Genomic DNA, 16,523 nt, shown 5'->3' with positions numbered 1-16,523 from the left:
ATCGGCTCCCTTACAAGGCGTTGAGCAGGGTGGAGAAAACTTCCTGCGCAGTCTTGATGATCTGCGAGGACGCCGTGTAGTACTGCTGAAACTTGACCAAGTCCGCGGCTTCTTCGTCCAGGTTGACCCCGGCGACGGAATCCCGGCTTTCGGTCGCCGAGGACAGCACTGCCGCAGTGGCGGTGGCATCGCCGCTGGCCTGGGCGGCCTTGGCGCCAACGTCCTCGACCAGCTTGGCATAGGCGCCAGTCATGCTCACGCCACCGCCTCCGGAAGTCGTACCGACGGTCTTGGAGCTCTGCAGGCCAAGCACGGCGGTCGCGTTACGGTTGTCCGACGCGCCATTGCTGTTGAAGGCGACCGTGTAGCTGTCGTTGGCCGCGGGCGAACCACTGACGCTCATCTGGAAGGTCGCGGTCATGGCGGTGCCGTTGGCATCGAGCATCGGGTTGCCGCTGTCGTCGAGCATGGGCACCGACACGTTCAAGGTGTTGGTCTGGTTCGGGATGATAGTGCCGCTGCCGATGCTGGCACCGCTGGCGTTATAAAGGGTATAGCCCTGGCTGCCGTTGCTGGCCGAGCCGAACACCATCTTGACCGGCAAACCGTTTTCGATGCCGTTCTGGGCCTGCGCGAGCGCCGTGGAGTCATACACGTTCAGCTTGGTGGTCAACGTAGGCTGGGTCACGCTGCCTGTGCCGCTGTTGCCCGAACTGCTAGTGGCCGCGAGAGGGCCGGAGAAGGCCAGCTTGGACACATCGGTCATGGTGGTCTTGATTTCGCCCGCGCCGTTACGGGTTGGCGAAACCGTAAAGCTGTCACCCGCGCTCAGGGCATTGCCTTGCAGCGCCAGGGTAAAGCCGTCGATGCTCGGCGCCGGGTCTTCGGTCAGCGAATGGCTGCCCATGGCGGTGCCGTCCGAACGGGTTACGGTGTAGGTGTTGGCGTCGCTGAATTTCACCGAATAGTTGTAAGCGGTCAGCGCACTGCTATTGGTGATGGTGACGCCGAGGTTGCCGGAGCCGGCGCTGTTCTTGGCCGATGCCTGGCTACGGCCAGCCACCGCGGTATCGCTGTTGGCGCTGGAGAACAGGCTGCTGCCGAAATTGCCATTGGCGTCCACACCCTGGCCGAGCTGGGAATTGATCGAGTCGCTGACGACGATCGCCAGGCGGCCAAGCTCGTTCTGCGCCGGTTGCAGCACCTCATCGCGATAGCGCAACAGGCCACCCATCTTGCCGCCGCTGACCACGGAGGTCACCTCGGTGCTGTAGCTGGCGTAGTTGACGGTCAGGCCATATTGGGTCGGATCGCTGCTGCTCGGCTGCGCGGTCAGGGAGTTGGCGGTAGTGCCCGATACCAGCGCCTGGCCGGTTCCCAGGTACACGTCGTACTGGCCGTCGCGTTGCTGCACGGTAACGCCCACCAGCTCGTTGAGCTGGCGCACGGCTTCATCGCGAGAGTCCATCAGGCTGTTCGGCGTGCCGGTGCCCGACATCGAAACGATCTGCTGGTTGAGCGAGGCAATGGACTTGCTCAGGGTATTGACCTGATCAGACAGGCTGGTGAGCTGGCTGTTGATGTCCGTATTGGACGAAGAGATCTGCGACGCCACCGAATTGAAGCGGTTGCTCAAGGTGGAGGCAGCAGTCACCAGCAACTGCCGCGAGGCGGTGTCGCTGGGGGTCGCGGCAGCGGTTTGCAGGGATTTGAAGAAGTTGGACAGCACGCCGGTAATACCGGTGCTGGTGTCCGACAGCAGCGAGTCGAGCGTGGCAGCATTGGTCGACAGGGTGCTGGCTTCCGAATCCAGGGCGGTACTGCTCGATACCTGGTTTTGCAGGTAGGAGCTGTAGATCCGACGCACTTCGGCCAGGGTCGTACCCGTGCCCACGTAGCCGGCGCCGCCGATGCTTTGCAGCGCGCCTGCGTTGGACACCGTGGACTGGCGCGAGTAACCCGCCGTGCCCACGTTGGAGATGTTGTTACTGGTCGTGGTCAGCGCGGCCTGGCTGGTGGACAGCCCGGACAGACCGATGTTGATCAGATTCGCCATGGTTCAAACCTTATAAAGTCGTGGATGAGCCGCTAGACGCGTAGTTCTCGTAGCTCTGGAGCTGCTTGGCGATTGCCGCGATCTTGCTCGCATAATGCGGGTCCGTGGCATAACCGGCTTTCTGCAGCTCTTTGACAAACTGTTCCGGGTTATCGGCAGACTTCACAACATCTTGATAGCGATCGTTGTTCTGCAGCAGATTCACCAAATCGTGGAAGCTGTCGGAGAAGGAATCGTAAGAGCGGAACTGCGCCGACTCCTTGACCATTTCGCCGCCTTCGTACTCGGCGGTAACCGCGCGCGCCGTGTCACCCTTCCAGCTCGAACCGGCCTTGATGTTGAACAGGTTATGGGTGGTGCTGCCGTCGCTCTGGCGCAGCACCGATTTACCCCAGCCGGTTTCCAGCGCGGCTTGCGCCACCAGCACCTTGGGGTCCACGCCGATGCGCGCCGCGGCTTCTTGGGCCATGGGCAGCATGGTGGCGATGAAGTCCTCATGCGAGCCGAACGCCGCCTTGCCCGGTGCCAGCGGCACCTGGGCGATAGTGCGTGAACCAGTAGCCGCAACCTTGGGCGCGCCCGCATAGTTTTGGGTCCAGTCGCCGTATGCCGCGCCGTTGTCACTCCCAGCGCTCTGCTCGTTGCCAGTGGCGCTGGCCGTGCTGGCGATGGCGTCGCTGGCAGGTGCCGTGACCGGTGCGTTGATGCGATTCGCCTTTTGCGGGTGCAGCAGGTTGGCGTGCGGCGCCTCGCCACGTACCAGCGTGTTGCGGCTTGTGGCTTCGGTTTCGCCCGGTACGATACCGGCCAGCAGGCGATCCACGGACTTGCTCGGCAGCGCCAGGCGGCGCTGGTTGAGCATGGCCATGTCGTTGTGCGCCGAGGCAGCGGCGGAGTGCGATTCGGCCGAACCATTGCGCACTGCGCCCAAGGCGTGCTGGTTGGCGTCCGGGCGATTGAACGGGTTGCTGCCGGTATGGGCAACGTCCTTGGTTTTGGACAGCTGGCGCATAAGCACGTCTTGCAGGCCAATGCCGTTGCCTTGGTGGGACAGGCTGACCGACAGCTGCTGGTCATACATGTCCTGGTACTGCTTCACGGCTTCGGAATTCATCGGGTTGTCTTTGGCCAGCACATCGTTGGCTGAGCGCATGGACTTGAGCATCTGCCCCACGAACACCGACTCGAACTCCTGGGCGACCTTGCGCAGGTTGGGCTCGCTGTCGCGATCACCCACCTTGAGCGAGTTCAACCGGTTAAGGTCGGTGTAGGCACCCGAATCGGTGCCCGAGGACTTCACACCAGAAGAGCCGGCGCCAGAAGACATGTCCATGCTGCATCACCCTCAGATTACGATCAGGTCGGCTTGCAAGGCTCCGGCCTGCTTCAAGGCTTCAAGAATGGCCATCAGGTCACTGGGCGCGGCGCCAACCTGGTTGACAGCACGCACGATCTCATCAAGCGTGGTTCCGGGGCCGAACTTGAACATGGGCTTGGCTTCCTGTTCGGCATTGACCTTCGAGCGTGGAACTACAGCGGTCTGGCCATTGGACAACGGTCCGGGCTGGCTGACGATCGGGTCTTCGGTGATCGTCACTGTCAAACTGCCGTGAGTCACTGCCGCTGGCGTTACCTTGACGTTCTGGCCGATCACGATAGTGCCGGTCCGAGAGTTGATGATGACCTTGGCCATGGCCTGGCCGGGGTCTACTTCAAGGTTTTCCAGTACGGCCAGGTAGTCCACACGCTGGTTGGGATCAAGCGGCGCGGTCACCCGAACCGATCCCCCGTCCACTGCACTTGCAACTCCCGCGCCAAGTAATTCGTTGATCTTGTCGACGATGTTCTTGGCGGTGGTAAAGTCCGGCCGATTAAGGTTCAGGGTAAGGAAATTGCCTTGATCGAAGCCGCTCGGTACCGACCGCTCTACCGTTGCGCCGCCAGGAATCCGACCTGCCGACGGCACGTTCACGGTGATTTTCGAGCCGTCCTTGCCTTCAGCGTCAAAACCACCTACCACCAGGTTGCCCTGGGCAATCGCATACACATTGCCGTCGATACCTTTGAGCGGGGTCATCAGCAGGCTGCCGCCTCGCAAGCTCTTGGAGTTACCGATGCTCGAGACCGTGATGTCGATGGTCTGGCCCGGCTTGGAGAACGCTGGCAGGTCGGCATGGATCGACACCGCCGCGACGTTCTTCAGCTGCGCGGAGGTGGTCCCGGTGGGCACCTTGATGCCGAACTGCGCCAGCATGTTGTTGAACGTCTGCAGGGTGAAAGGCGTTTGCGTGGTCTGGTCGCCGGTGCCGCTCAAGCCCACTACCAACCCGTAACCGATCAACTGGTTGCTACGTACGCCCTGGATGCTGGCGATGTCCTTGAGGCGCTCGGCGTGAGCGCCGAACGCGGTCAGGAACAACAGGGATGCCGCCACCAACTGCTTGAAGTTCAACATGGTCATACGTACTCAGAAGGGGAAGTAGGGGCTCGCGAAGAACCGATCCAACCACCCGGGCTGGCTGGCCTCGGCAAAAGAGCCGGTGCCCGAATAAGTGATACGGGCGTCAGCAACACGGGTCGACGACACTGTATTGTCGGTCGCTATGTCATCTGCACGAATCAGGCCAGCAATCCGTACCAGTTCCTGGCCGGTGTTGAGCGTCAGCCACTTCTCGCCACGAACCGAGATGATCCCGTTGGGCAGCACATCCGCCACGGTCACGGTGATCGAACCGGTCAGGCTGTTCCCCTGCGCGGCCTTGGCATCGCCATTGGTAGTGCGGTCGCCGCTGTAGCCGGCATCCAGGCTCAGGTCGCCGCCACCCAATGGGTTGTTGGTCGTCCCGCTGCCGCCGAACAGCGAGGTCAGGCCAATCTTGTTGCTGCTGCTTTTGGTCACCTTGGAGTTGGCGCTTTTGCTCGCCGAGGTCTTCTCCGCCAGGGTAATGGTGATGATGTCCCCTACCCGGAACGCCTTGCGGTCGGTGTACAGGTTCTGATCGAAGCCAGCCTGGTAGATCGAGCCATTGTTGGAGGCTGCTGGCAACGGCGTGCGCGGCAACACCGGCGCGAAGTAAGGATCGTCCGCCTTCGGGGGCGGCGACATGCAGCCACCGAGCAACGCAGCTCCAGTCAACAACAACACAGCAGACAGACGATTCATGACTCCAACCTCACGGTGTAACTGATCCTTCAGGCGTTTGGGCAAGCGATTAAGAAGTTTCAAACAGCGATTACAGGTTCTGGGTCACGTACTGGAGCATCTGGTCCGCGGTGGAGATCACCTTGGAGTTCATCTCGTAGGCACGTTGGGTGGTGATCATGTTCACCAACTCTTCAACGGTGCTCACGTTGGAGTTTTCCAGGGTGTTCTGCAGCACGGTGCCGAAGCCGTTCAAGCCAGGGGTGCCGACGTTCGGCGCGCCGCTGGCGGCGGTTTCCAGGTACAGGTTGCCGCCGATGGATTGCAGGCCAGCCGGGTTGATGAAGTCGGCGGTCTGGATGTTGCCGATCACCTGGGCGGTAGCGCTGCCGGTGGTGGTGATCGAGACGGTGCCGTCGGTGCCCACGGTGAAGGTCTGGGCGTCGGCCGGCACGGTCACGGCAGGCTGCAATGCCAGGCCGTTGGCGGTGACGATCTGGCCATCGGAGTTCAGGTGGAAGGTACCGTCACGGGTGTAGGAAATGGTCCCGTCCGGCTGCATCACCTGGAAGAAACCACGGCCGTTCACAGCCATGTCCAGCGGCTGGTCAGTGGTCTGCAGGCTACCGGCGGTGAAGTTCTTCTGGGTGCCGACGATCCGCACACCGGTACCCAGTTGCAGGCCCGAAGGCAGTTCGCTGTCTTGGGTAGACTGAGCACCCGGCTGGCGTTTTACCTGGTACAGCAGGTCCTGGAACTCGGCGCGGTCTTTCTTGAAACCGGTGGTGGACACGTTGGCCAAGTTGTTGGAAATGGTGGTCAGGTTGGTGTCCTGGGCAGCCAGGCCGGTTTTACTGACATAAAGTGCTGGAAGCATTGCGTTCTCCTTCGGGCGCCGGCTAGGCCGCGCCTGTGGTGTCAATAAAGGTGTGGGTTACCATTACATTTGCAGGACGCGTGCCATCGCCTCATCGTCTTCCTTGGCGGTGGTCATCATCTTGATGTGCATCTCGAACTGCTTGGAAAGCGCCATCACCTGAGTCATTTCATCGACCGCATTCACGTTGCTGCCCTGCAGGAAGCCCGAAGTCATTTGCACGCTGCCATCCACCGCGGCCGGCTGGCCGTTCTTGGTGTGGATCATGCCGTCGGTGCCTTTGGTAAGGTCGGACGCCTTGGGGTTGACGGTCTTGATCCGGTCGACCGTCGCCATCACCGATGGCGCCTGGCCGAGCGAGCGGATGCTGATAGTGCCGTCCTGACCGATATCGATCTGCTCTTCCGGCGGCACGGCAATCGGCCCGCCATTGCCCATGACCGCCATGCCGGTGCTGGTGCGCAGCACGCCCAGCGCGTCCACGTTGAGGCTGGCGCTCTTGGTATAGGCTTCGGAACCATCCGGGGCCTGCACCGCAATCCAACCCTCGCCGCCGACGGCCACGTCGAGGTCACGGCCGGTCTGGATCATCGGGCCCGCGCTCAGGTCGGTGGCGGGCCGCTCGGTCATCGCGTAGGCACGAGAGGGCAAGCTGTCGCCGAACACCGGCATGGAGCGAGCCTGCTCGAGGTCCTTCTGGAAACCATTGGTAGATACGTTGGCCAGGTTGTTAGCGTGAGCCTTTTGCGCAAGGGCGTTCTGGCTGGCACCGGTCATGGCGACGTAAAGCATTTTATCCATGGTCGTCTCCTTGGCGGCTGCGGCCGCTGAGTCACTGTGTACCAGAGATATAGCAATACCCGGGCCAAGTTTTAAAACTCAGACTCGATGGCTCTATAATGGGGTTTACAGCGGTTCGACAGAAAGCCGACGGTAGAGAGGTGCCGATATTTCGGCGTTGCCTTGCCGGTGACGGCAAGGCGGCGACGCGAATTTGCTGACGGCGAAGCGGTGGTGCCATAACCCGGTGAGATGGGGCATCGCCAAAACGAGCGGTCGTGGGCGCAGTTCGCGGGCGTACGCCCGCTCCTACAGGTCCTACAGGTCCTACATTACGGGCGGCAACCCGCGTTGTTGAACGGGCCGGCAAACCGCTGGAACGCTTCGCCTGGGTCGGCCTGGGTGCACACGAACTGGCCAGTGCTCAGGCTTTGATACTTGAACCACGGAGCCGGAGCGCCTTGTGCAAGGCCACCGGTCACGGTCAGGAGCATCAGCAAAAGGTGTACATACTTCTTCATGCGGGCTCCACGGCGGGGGCGGCGACTCCTTGCGCCGCCCCGCGTGCATCAGGTCATTTGAATGATGGTTTGCATGATGGTGCTTTCGGTGGAGATGGTCTTTGCGTTCGCCTGGTAGTTGCTCTGCGCCTTGATCAAGTTCACCAGTTCGCTGGTCAGGTCCACGTTGGAGTCTTCCAGCGAGCCCGCGGTCAGGGTACCCATGGTGCCGCTGTTGGGCGCGCCCACAACCGGCACGCCGGAAGCGGAAGATTCGCGCCAGCCGGTAGCGCCATTGGGGGTCAGGCCTTGCACGTTGGCAAAGTTGGCCAACGCCACCTGGCCGATGGTCTTGGATTGGCCGTTGCTATAGGTCCCGAAGATGTTGCCCTCAGTATCGATCGACAGGGAGGACAGGCTACCGGTGGCATAACCGTCCTGCGACTTGGCGGTCACCGCCGAGGTCGTGTTATAGGACGTGGTGCTGGCCATATTCAGGCTCACGCCGCCATCGGCTGCGGTAGTCCCGTTGCTGGCCATCACGCCGCTAGCGTTCTTGGCCGCCGGAACCCAGTTGGTCATGGTCAGCTTGCCGTTCGAGTCCACGGTGAAATCGCTGCTGGTGGTGGTCGCCAGGCTGCCGTCGGCATTGAACGTCATGTTGGCCGAGAACGGCGTGGTGGACGTCGGGTCCGCCGGGTTTACGCCGTCGATGGTCGTGTACATGGTCCAGTCGTTCGTGTCGTTCTTCACGAAGTACTGGCTCATGGTGTGGGAGTTACCCTGGCTGTCGTAGATGTCCGTGCTGAAGGTGTAGTTGTAGCTGGTGGTGTCGGACGCATCGAACGGAGTAACGGCCGGAACGCTGTTGCTGGAGTTCAGGTTCATCGTTTCGGTGACAAGGTCTGTGGCTTTAGGTGCGAGCGCCGAACTGTCGACCTTCAGCGTGGTGAGCACGCCGTCGATGACCTTGCCGTTGGAGTCGGTGCCATAGCCCATCAGCTTGTTGCCGCTGGCGTCGACGATATTGCCCGACTTGTCGGTACCGAAGGCACCGGCGCGGGTATATACCTTGTTGCCGTTGTCGCTGACGACGAAGAAACCGTTGCCGTTGATGGCCATGTCCAGGCTGGCGCCGGTGCTGCTGATGGTGCCTTGGGTGAACTGCTGCGAAACCGCCGCGGTGGTCACACCCGAGCCTACGCCGTTCTTCGAGCTGCCCAGGAACAGCGAGTTGGCGTACACGTCGCCGAACTCGGCGCGGGACTTCTTGAAGCCGGTGGTCGCGACGTTGGCGATGTTGTTGCCGGTAACGTTAAGAGCAGTGTTGGCCGCGTTGAGACCGCTGAGGCCGGTGTTGAACGACATAGTAAACTCCAGTGCCGATTAGCCGGCTCAAATTCCAACGGATTTAACTTGCGACAGCGCTACGCTCGAGCCGTCGGCCAATTTAAGAGACATATCACCTGCGGTACTGCCGACCGTCACACTTGTGACGGTAGAAGGCAGGTACGTGGTTTGAGCAACTTCTTTGCCATCTACGGTGGCGCTCGCGACAAACTTGTAGGTGCCCGACGAAAGGGCAACGCCGTCGTTGCTAGTGCCATCCCAGTTGAAGCTGACCGTGCCCGCGCCCTGCGAACCCAGGTCAATGTTCTTCACCAGCGCGCCGTTGGCGTCGTATACCTTGACCGAGGTCGCGGAGCTGGACGAGGCCAGATCGAACTGCCCGGTAAGGCCCGTGCTGGTGTTTACCGCGGTGCTGCTGGCAGGCGCCAACACCGAATGACCTACCAGGGCCGACGCTTGCAGCGCCTGGTTGGAGGTGTAGTTGCTCGCCAGGCTCGACACCGTGCTGTTGAGATTGTTGATCCCTTCCACGCTGCTGAACTGCGCCAACTGGGCCACGAATGCCGAGTTGTCTTGCGGGTCCAGCGGGTTCTGGTTCTTCAACTGGGTGACCAGCAGTTGCAGGAACGTGTCCTTGCCAAGCGACTGGCTGCCCGTGGCCGAACTTGTAGAAGAAGACGACGTGGACGATGTAGATGAAGTACTGCTCTTATTCGACACCGCATATTGCGAGAGTATCGAAGAGCTGGTGCTGTCAGTAGTAGTGGTCATGGTTTATCCCTTGGCTTACTGACCCAGCGTCAGTACTTTCTGCATCATGGTTTTAGCGGTGTTCATGATATCGGCGTTAGTTTGGAACGACCGGCTTGCGGATATCATGTCGGCCATTTCCTCGACGACATTAACGTTCGGGTAGTAAACATACCCGTCCTTGTTCGCCGCAGGGTTGTTGGGTTCATAACGGGCTTCGAGGTTGCTTTGGTCCTCGACGATGCCGTTGACCTGCACGCCCTGCCCCGCCACGCCCTGGTCATCGAACAGCGAGCCGCTGTCCCCGGTGCTGCCGCCAGCCTGGTCGGCCAAGACGGTGGCGAACACCGGATGACGGGCGCGGTAGGTCTGGTCGACGCTGGACGATACGGTCTCGGCGTTGGCGATGTTACTGGCCACGGTGTTCAGGCGAGTGGTCTGGGCGCTCATGCCGGTGCCGGCAATGTTGAATACGCTGGAAAGAGACATCGATTACTCTCCTTTGATGGCCGTGACCAGGCCCTTGAATTTGTTGTTCAGCAAGGTGAAGCTCGCTTGGAAATCCACTGCGTTCTTGGCGTAGTTCGACTGCTCGATCTGCGCGTCCACGGTGTTCTGATCCAGCGAAGGCTGCGTAGGTACGCGGTATTGCAACGTGCCGTCGTCCGAGCTCAGCCCTTGCGCGTCGATATGCATGGCGTTGGTACGCTCCAACCCGAACGTACCGTTTTGGGTCTTGTCGGCTTGCGCGGCCAGAACTGAAGAGAAGTCCAGATCGCGGGCCTTATAGTTAGGGGTGTCGGCGTTGGCGAGGTTGTTGGCCAGCACTTCGGCACGCTGCGCGCGGAAGTTCAGTGCCTGCTCGTGGATGCCAAGCGCCTTGTCGAAACTGATGCCCATGATCTATACCTCTGCGGCGAAACTTGATGTGCTGATGGTGATATAGCAACAGCTGTGCCAACTTTCTAACCCCTTGTTTTGCAAGGCCTCCCCGAGCATTACCGAAAAATGTCGCCAGAAAAGCGGCAATTCGTTTCCGGTGGCAAGCGGCAAAGCGGCAAGGGCAGCGTCAGAAAAGCTGCCGGTGTTGGAGAGATAGCAAGACAGGGGCCAAGGCAGGCGCGAGCAGGACAGGCGGGCTAAGTGGCACTGTAGGAGCGGGCGAAGCCCACCAACAGAGGCCAACTGGAACGGAAAGGAATACTGGCGGAGAAGGTACGCGGGCTGAGCCCGCTACTACAGGGGAGAACCCCGCTCCACCGCCGGTGGATTTCCGGCGGCGAAGCGGCGGGTCATTTGGCCTGGTAAATGATGCCTGGGCTGCACTGCACCATCTGGTACTTGTCGGGCAAGCCGTTGAGGGCTTCGGACGCCCCCAGGAACAGATACCCGCCAGGTTTGAGGGTGGCGTGTATCCGCGAAAGGATGTCTTTCTTCACTTCGGCCGAGAAGTAGATCAGCACGTTGCGGCAGAACACCACATCGAACTTGCCCAGCGACATATAGCTGTCCAGCAAGTTGATGGGACGAAAATCGATGCGGCTGCGCAGCGGCGCCTTCACCGCCCAGCGGTTGCCCGGCTTGACGTCGAAAAACCGCTGCAAGCGCTCAGGCGACAACCCACGGCCGATGGCCAGGCTGTCGTATTCGCCGCTTTTGCAGTTGAGCAACATCGACGGCGACAGGTCGGTCGCCACGATTTGAACACCCCCCTTGAGCTGGCCCGGGTTGGCCTGGGTGAACTCCTCCACGGTCATCGACAACGAGTAAGGTTCCTGGCCCGAAGAGCAGGCAGCCGACCATACGCGCAGGCGCTGGCCGGGGCTGGCCTTGATCATTTCCGGCAGGACCTTGTTCTTCATCACCTCGAAGGGGTAGGTATCCCGAAACCATAAGGTTTCGTTAGTGGTCATGGCATCGACCACCTGCTCGCGCAGGCCACCCCGTGGCTGGCTCTGGATACGCTGAACCAGCTCGCCGAGGGTCTTGATGCCTTGTTGTTCCATCAGCTTGTTGAGGCGGCTGGACACCAGGTACTGTTTGTTTTCGCCCAGCACAATGCCACAGGCCTTTTCCAGGAAGCCCCGGAACTGTTCAAAATCCGAATTCGCCGTAGCCAATGGTGCCGCCTCTTAGTTGGTGAATCTTTTACCGGGCCAGGCCCGATCAACCTTTTGCATTAATGCGTTCGACCACCCGGGATGCGAGATCGTCCGGGCGGAATTTGGCGAGGAAGTCGTCTGCGCCGACTTTCTTCACCATAGCCTGATTGAATACGCCTGACAGGGACGTATGCAAGACGATGTGCAGCTTCTGCAGCCGCGGATCGCTACGGATTTCCGCCGTGAGGGTATAGCCGTCCATCTCCGGCATCTCGATGTCCGAGATGAGCATCAAGAACTCCTCGTTCGGGTCCTTGCCGTCGGCCACCATCGCCTTGAGGTATTCCAGCGCCTGCCGCCCATCATTGAGAGCGACCACTTCCACGCCGACGGTTTCCAGGCAGCGGCTCACCTGCTTGCGCGCTACCGAGGAGTCGTCCACGGTCAGTACCCGCAAGGCCGTAGCCTTCTTCTGGACCGCTTCGTCGATGACGCCGGTGCTGATGGTTTCCGAGATCGGCGAAACTTCGGCGAGGATCTTTTCCACGTCGATGATTTCCACCAGCTGGTTATCGACCCGGGTGACCGCGGTCAGATAATGGTCGCGGCCAGTGCCCTTGGGTGGCGGATGGATAGCCTCCCAGTTCATGTTGACGATGCGCTCGACCGAATGAACCAAGAAGCCCTGAATCTTGGTGTTGTACTCCGTGATGATCACGAAGGTGTCCTGCACGGTGTCCAGCGAGCGCGAGCCCGTGGCCATCGACAGGTCGAGAATTGGAATGGTGGCGCCGCGAATATTGGCCACACCACGAACAACCGGGCTGGACTTGGGCATCAAGGTCAGCTTCGGACATTGCAGCACTTCGCGAACCTTGAAGACATTGATGCCGTACAACTGTTTGCCGTTCAGACGGAACAACAACAGTTCAAGGCGGTTCTGCCCTACCAGTTGCGTGCGCTGGTTTACGGAATCCATCACACCAGCCATGTTAAACCTCCACCTTGTACTGTCGGCTCTGCGCAGCCCCGTTAGGTGCGAGCAAGCGGCGATTGTGGCACGTCACTTGCTCAAGCATAGCCATGAACGAGAAAACGCCATATTCACGACATCTGATCGCGACCCTCTATGGGTTGTTCGCTACCTTGTGTCTCTTCGGTTCCGGGCGCTTGCTTGCCGACGATGTCACAGCGCCCGAACAGCTTATCGGTGTAACCCAAGGGTTTCTTGAGTTCACCGTCGAAGATTATTTAGCGACGAGCCAGACCGAAGGCCGCTATGAGATCGAAGTGGCCACCCTCGACCCCCGGCTGCGCATGCCACAGTGCGACCGTGAGCTCACCGCTCGCCTCGAAAGCCCGGCCATTCCCTTGGGGCGAGTGACCGTGCGGGTGCGCTGCGAAGGCGGCTCGCCGTGGACGGTCTTCGTGCCCGCGACGGTCAAGCTGTACCGCGAAGTGATAGTCGCCACCCGGCCGCTGAAGCGCGACACCGTCATCGCGGAGGGCGACGTGGTGCTAAAGGAGCGCGACGTGGGCCAGTTGAATCAAGGTTTTCTTGTTTCGCTCGATCAAGCCTTGGGGCAGAGGGTGATCCGACCAACGGTCATGGACCAGGTAGTAGCGCCGGTGCAGATCGAGCAGCCGGAGGTCATCCGCAAGGGTGACCAGGTAGTGATCACCGCGCGTAGCGGCACCCTGGCGGTGAAAATGCCTGGCGAAGCCTTGAGCAATGGCGGCATGAATGAGCAGATCCGCGTGCGCAACCTTAACTCCCAGCGGGTGGTGAAGGCGCGGGTGACCGGCCCGGCGCAGGTGGAAGTGTCCATGTAAAGACGAGCCGCCCTAGCGGCCCGAGCCTGATTTTCCTACACTTGGCGGGTGAACCTTGCCGTTGGGGTGTTTTCGAAAAAATACCCTAAAGTTTCTCGGCACCTAGTCGAAAACAAGGCAAGCGTCCAAATACCAAGGGGTTCATATCATGGTTATCGATTTCCGGAGCGTTACCGGCTCCACTCAGGTCTCCAGCACTGCTCGTACCACCAGCAGCAAGCCAGTTGGGGCCGTAGACGACGTCAAAAGCGTCCAGCAAACCACCCAAGCGGGCGAGTCCGTCCAACTCAGCGATGTTGCCCAGCACATGAAGAAGGTGACTGAAAGCCTAGGCACCGACGCACCCGTCAATGCCAGCCGTGTCGCCGAACTCAAGCAGCAGATCGCCGATGGCAGCTACCAGGTCGATAGCAGCCGCGTTGCCAGCAAAATGCTTTCTTTCGAAGCCTGAGCCCGCTCACGCAGCTCATGACTTACCGGGCGTAGTGAACATCGAGACCCGCCATGCACGACACGACCTTGTTGCAGTTGATTGAAGATGACATCGCGCCCGCCGAGCAGTTACAGGCGTTGCTGCGCGAGGAATATACCGCGCTGCGGGGTCGTGACATGCAGTTGTTGGAAAACATCCTGGCGCACAAGCAGTCGTTGATCGTGCAGCTGGGCCAGCACGGCCGTCGACGCAGCGAGTTGCTGGCCTCGATGGGGTTGTCTCCGGATGCCGAGGGCCTTGCGCAACTGGCTGAGAAGTCGGTGCTGGGCAAGGTGCTGGTCGAACGTGGCGAACACCTGGCGGCGATCCTGGCCGGGTGTCAGGCGGTTAACGAGCAAAACGGTCGAGCGATCGCATTGCAGCAGTTCGCTACCGCCAACCAGCTGAAGATCCTGCGTGGCGGCGATACACCTTCGCTGTACACCGCCCGCGGCGCCACCGCCCGGTTGGCCACAGTACGGGCTCTCAGCCAGGCCTGAGGTTTCAGTATCGCCGCGCATACAGTGATGGCACAATGCCTCACGCTTGCCCGTTACGTTTTTTGCCTGGAGACCCGATCATCGTGTTCAACGCCTCGAGTGCGGACGATGTGCCGCAACCGCCCAAGGTTCTTACCACTGCGTTAGAGATTCTGGCCAACGTGAAGTCGCTGATGGACGGGCACGACCCGCTCATCGTGACGTTTACCGAGCGCCAGCAGCGCTTTCAGAGCTATGTGGTGGATGTGGATCGGGACAGCGGGACGTTCGCCCTCGACGAGCTGATCCCCCGAGATGGGGAGCGCTTTTTGACAAACGGCGAGCACTTCCGGGTAGAAGGCTTCCACGATGGCGTACGCATTGCGTGGGAGTCCAATGGGCAGTTCCGTGTGCTGGATAACGAAAATGGCCGCAGCTATCGTGGCGCGCTGCCGGTAGAGGTCATCTACCACCAGCGCCGCAATGCGTTCCGGGCGGCGCTCAAGCTCTCCGCGCTGGTCGATGTCGAGGTTGCCGGCGACAAGCTGGCCAAGCCTGTGCGAGGCAAGCTGCTGGACGTCTCCGCCACTGGATGCAAATTGCGCTTCGAAGGCGACATCACCCAGCAACTGCAGCTGGGCCAGGTGTATGACAAATTTGCCGCCGCCCTGCCCTTCGGCGCTATTACCACGCCGGTCGAGCTACGCTACCTTCATTTCGAAGAGCGCCTGGAAACCACGTTCGCCGGCGTACGCTTCCATAACATGAGCGGGCTGGTGCAGCGTAACGTCGAGCGTTTCGTCTACCAGCTGCAACGCGAAGCCCGGCGATTCGATAAAGACGACTTCTGACCTGATCGCTACCATGGCCTGCTGCCTGTAAGCGCCGACGGTCAATTGTCTTTCATCTGATCTTCGACCACCTGTTCGTCCACCCGCGGGTCGAGCGCGGCGACCAGTGGGGAGCTGGTCATGTTGTCGGGCATGGCGATGTGATGAAGCGGTGCATCCTGGACCTGGTGCAAATTGGTGACCGCCCGCGGCCGCACTCGCCATACCAGCACCAGGGCAAAGAACGACACGAACCCGTAGAGCATCTCGCTGCCGTAAAGCTTCATCAGCACCCCGGCGGCCAGCGGCCCGATGCTGGCACCCACCCCGTAAGTCACCAACAGCATGGCGGTGAGCGAAACCCGGCGCTCGCTCTCCACATGGTCGTTAGAAAATGCCACCGCTAACGGATACAGGCAGAACTGCAACAACGACACCACGAACCCACCGGCGAACAGCGCTTCCATCGGCATTGGCAGCAGCCGCGGCAGCACCGCCATGGGCAGTGCCAGCACGCAGAGGGCCATGGCAATGGTGCGAATCAGCGCGGCGCGGTCATAGCGGTCCGACAGCCAGCCCAGTGGCCACTGCACCACAAGGCCGGCGAACACGCAGCAGCCCATGAACATACCCACCGCTTCCGTGCTCAGGCCCTGCCCCGCTGCATACAACGGCGCCAGCCCGTAAAACGAACCGATGATCAGCCCCGCGCCCAGCACGGTGCTCAAGGATTGCGGCACCCGCTGGATGAAGAAGCGCGGGTCCATCGGCACTGAGTGCAGGGCAGCCGGGTGAATGCGCCGGGTCAAAGCCACCGGCACCAGGCACAGGGCAAAGCACAAGGCGACCATCATCAGCAGTTCCAGCCCCAACTGCGGGTGTAACACGAGGATGAACTGGCCGAGCACCAGCCCCAGGTACGAGGCGATCATATAACCACTGAACACCAGCCCGCGCTGGCGCGCTTCGGCCTGCTCGTTGAGCCAGCTTTCGATGACCATGTATTGGCACATCATCGCCAGCCCGACCACCAAGCGCAGCAGCAGCCACACGGGCAATAGACTGGTCAGGCCATGCCCCAGCACCGCCGCGGTGACGATTCCGGCGCATGCGGTGTATGCCCGGATATGCCCCACCCGGGCGATCAACCGATGGCCGATCTTGCCGCCCAGCACCAAGCCGAAATAATACGCTGCCATCAGCGCGCCCACCCACAGGCCATCCACGTGGTCGGCAGCCAAGCGTAAGGCAAGGTAGGTACTGAGCAGGCCCGACCCGATCAGCATCATGAGGGCCGCGAAGTACAAGCCTCGAAAGTTTTTCCAGATCTGACGCATTGACGCTCCGCAACA

General features: G+C 60.8%; 17 protein-coding genes and 1 pseudogene. 4 read left to right on the top strand and 14 right to left on the bottom strand.

The features are described from left to right. Positions 1-10: 10 nt before the first annotated feature. The 13 genes from flgK to OGL93_RS03750 all read right to left on the bottom strand — a co-directional run bounded on the left by flgK (position 11) and on the right by OGL93_RS03750 (position 12,548). A complete protein-coding gene (gene flgK / locus OGL93_RS03810; RefSeq protein WP_263261023.1) occupies positions 11-2,056 on the bottom strand; it encodes a flagellar hook-associated protein FlgK in 2,046 nt (681 codons plus the stop codon). Between the two features lie 10 nt (positions 2,057-2,066). Then, on the bottom strand, positions 2,067-3,389 hold the full coding sequence (flgJ, locus tag OGL93_RS03805) for a flagellar assembly peptidoglycan hydrolase FlgJ (RefSeq protein WP_263261022.1): 1,323 nt from the start codon (positions 3,387-3,389) through the stop codon (positions 2,067-2,069). Between the two features lie 12 nt (positions 3,390-3,401). Next, positions 3,402-4,511, bottom strand: a complete 1,110-nt coding sequence (locus tag OGL93_RS03800; protein WP_263261109.1) for a flagellar basal body P-ring protein FlgI — start codon at positions 4,509-4,511, stop codon at positions 3,402-3,404. Between the two features lie 12 nt (positions 4,512-4,523). After that, positions 4,524-5,219, bottom strand: coding sequence for a flagellar basal body L-ring protein FlgH (gene flgH / locus OGL93_RS03795; RefSeq protein ID WP_263261021.1), 696 nt, complete (start codon positions 5,217-5,219; stop codon positions 4,524-4,526). Positions 5,220-5,289: 70 nt separating this feature from the next. Further along, positions 5,290-6,075: a flagellar basal-body rod protein FlgG gene (gene flgG / locus OGL93_RS03790; protein ID WP_263261020.1), complete on the bottom strand. Its 786-nt coding sequence runs from the start codon at positions 6,073-6,075 to the stop codon at positions 5,290-5,292. Positions 6,076-6,138: 63 nt separating this feature from the next. After that, on the bottom strand, positions 6,139-6,876 hold the full coding sequence (locus OGL93_RS03785; RefSeq protein WP_263261019.1) for a flagellar basal body rod protein FlgF: 738 nt from the start codon (positions 6,874-6,876) through the stop codon (positions 6,139-6,141). A gap of 311 nt (positions 6,877-7,187) precedes the next feature. Continuing rightward, positions 7,188-7,376 (bottom strand): hypothetical protein, encoded by a 189-nt coding sequence (locus OGL93_RS03780; RefSeq protein WP_263261018.1) that lies wholly within the window; start codon positions 7,374-7,376, stop codon positions 7,188-7,190. 48 nt (positions 7,377-7,424) lie between these two features. Further along, on the bottom strand, positions 7,425-8,723 hold the full coding sequence (gene flgE, locus OGL93_RS03775) for a flagellar hook protein FlgE (RefSeq protein ID WP_263261017.1): 1,299 nt from the start codon (positions 8,721-8,723) through the stop codon (positions 7,425-7,427). Between the two features lie 27 nt (positions 8,724-8,750). After that, complete coding sequence (locus OGL93_RS03770; protein ID WP_263261016.1) at positions 8,751-9,476, bottom strand: flagellar hook assembly protein FlgD; 726 nt, start codon at positions 9,474-9,476, stop codon at positions 8,751-8,753. 15 nt (positions 9,477-9,491) lie between these two features. Further along, on the bottom strand, positions 9,492-9,944 hold the full coding sequence (gene flgC, locus OGL93_RS03765; RefSeq protein WP_263261015.1) for a flagellar basal body rod protein FlgC: 453 nt from the start codon (positions 9,942-9,944) through the stop codon (positions 9,492-9,494). A gap of 3 nt (positions 9,945-9,947) precedes the next feature. Then, a complete protein-coding gene (gene flgB / locus OGL93_RS03760) occupies positions 9,948-10,355 on the bottom strand; it encodes a flagellar basal body rod protein FlgB (protein ID WP_263261014.1) in 408 nt (135 codons plus the stop codon). Positions 10,356-10,747: 392 nt separating this feature from the next. After that, the gene (gene cheR / locus OGL93_RS03755) at positions 10,748-11,575 is read right to left on the bottom strand and encodes a protein-glutamate O-methyltransferase CheR (RefSeq protein ID WP_263261013.1); all 828 of its coding nucleotides are present in this window, start codon (positions 11,573-11,575) and stop codon (positions 10,748-10,750) included. 46 nt (positions 11,576-11,621) lie between these two features. Beyond that, positions 11,622-12,548 (bottom strand): chemotaxis protein CheV, encoded by a 927-nt coding sequence (locus tag OGL93_RS03750; RefSeq protein WP_263261012.1) that lies wholly within the window; start codon positions 12,546-12,548, stop codon positions 11,622-11,624. Between the two features lie 92 nt (positions 12,549-12,640). On the opposite strand from OGL93_RS03750, the gene flgA reads away from it, so the two are divergent. From flgA to OGL93_RS03730, 4 genes are all read left to right on the top strand, one after another. Beyond that, positions 12,641-13,390 (top strand): flagellar basal body P-ring formation chaperone FlgA, encoded by a 750-nt coding sequence (gene flgA / locus OGL93_RS03745; RefSeq protein WP_263261011.1) that lies wholly within the window; start codon positions 12,641-12,643, stop codon positions 13,388-13,390. Positions 13,391-13,538: 148 nt separating this feature from the next. Then, the gene (gene flgM / locus OGL93_RS03740; RefSeq protein WP_263261010.1) at positions 13,539-13,841 is read left to right on the top strand and encodes a flagellar biosynthesis anti-sigma factor FlgM; all 303 of its coding nucleotides are present in this window, start codon (positions 13,539-13,541) and stop codon (positions 13,839-13,841) included. A 53-nt stretch (positions 13,842-13,894) separates the two neighbouring features. Continuing rightward, positions 13,895-14,362, top strand: a complete 468-nt coding sequence (locus tag OGL93_RS03735; RefSeq protein ID WP_263261009.1) for a flagellar protein FlgN — start codon at positions 13,895-13,897, stop codon at positions 14,360-14,362. A gap of 83 nt (positions 14,363-14,445) precedes the next feature. Then, a complete protein-coding gene (locus tag OGL93_RS03730; protein ID WP_263261008.1) occupies positions 14,446-15,192 on the top strand; it encodes a flagellar brake protein in 747 nt (248 codons plus the stop codon). A 50-nt stretch (positions 15,193-15,242) separates the two neighbouring features. Here OGL93_RS03730 and OGL93_RS03725 read toward each other — a convergent pair. Beyond that, positions 15,243-16,508, bottom strand: a pseudogene (locus tag OGL93_RS03725) (MFS transporter); the annotation flags it as partial. Between the last annotated feature and the right edge of the window lie 15 nt (positions 16,509-16,523).

Source organism: Pseudomonas sp. RIT-PI-S (assembly GCF_025642975.1).
Classification (GTDB): domain Bacteria; phylum Pseudomonadota; class Gammaproteobacteria; order Pseudomonadales; family Pseudomonadaceae; genus Aquipseudomonas.
The sequence above is the reverse complement of the archived record's forward strand: the minus strand, read 5'-3'. Positions and strand labels throughout refer to the sequence as shown.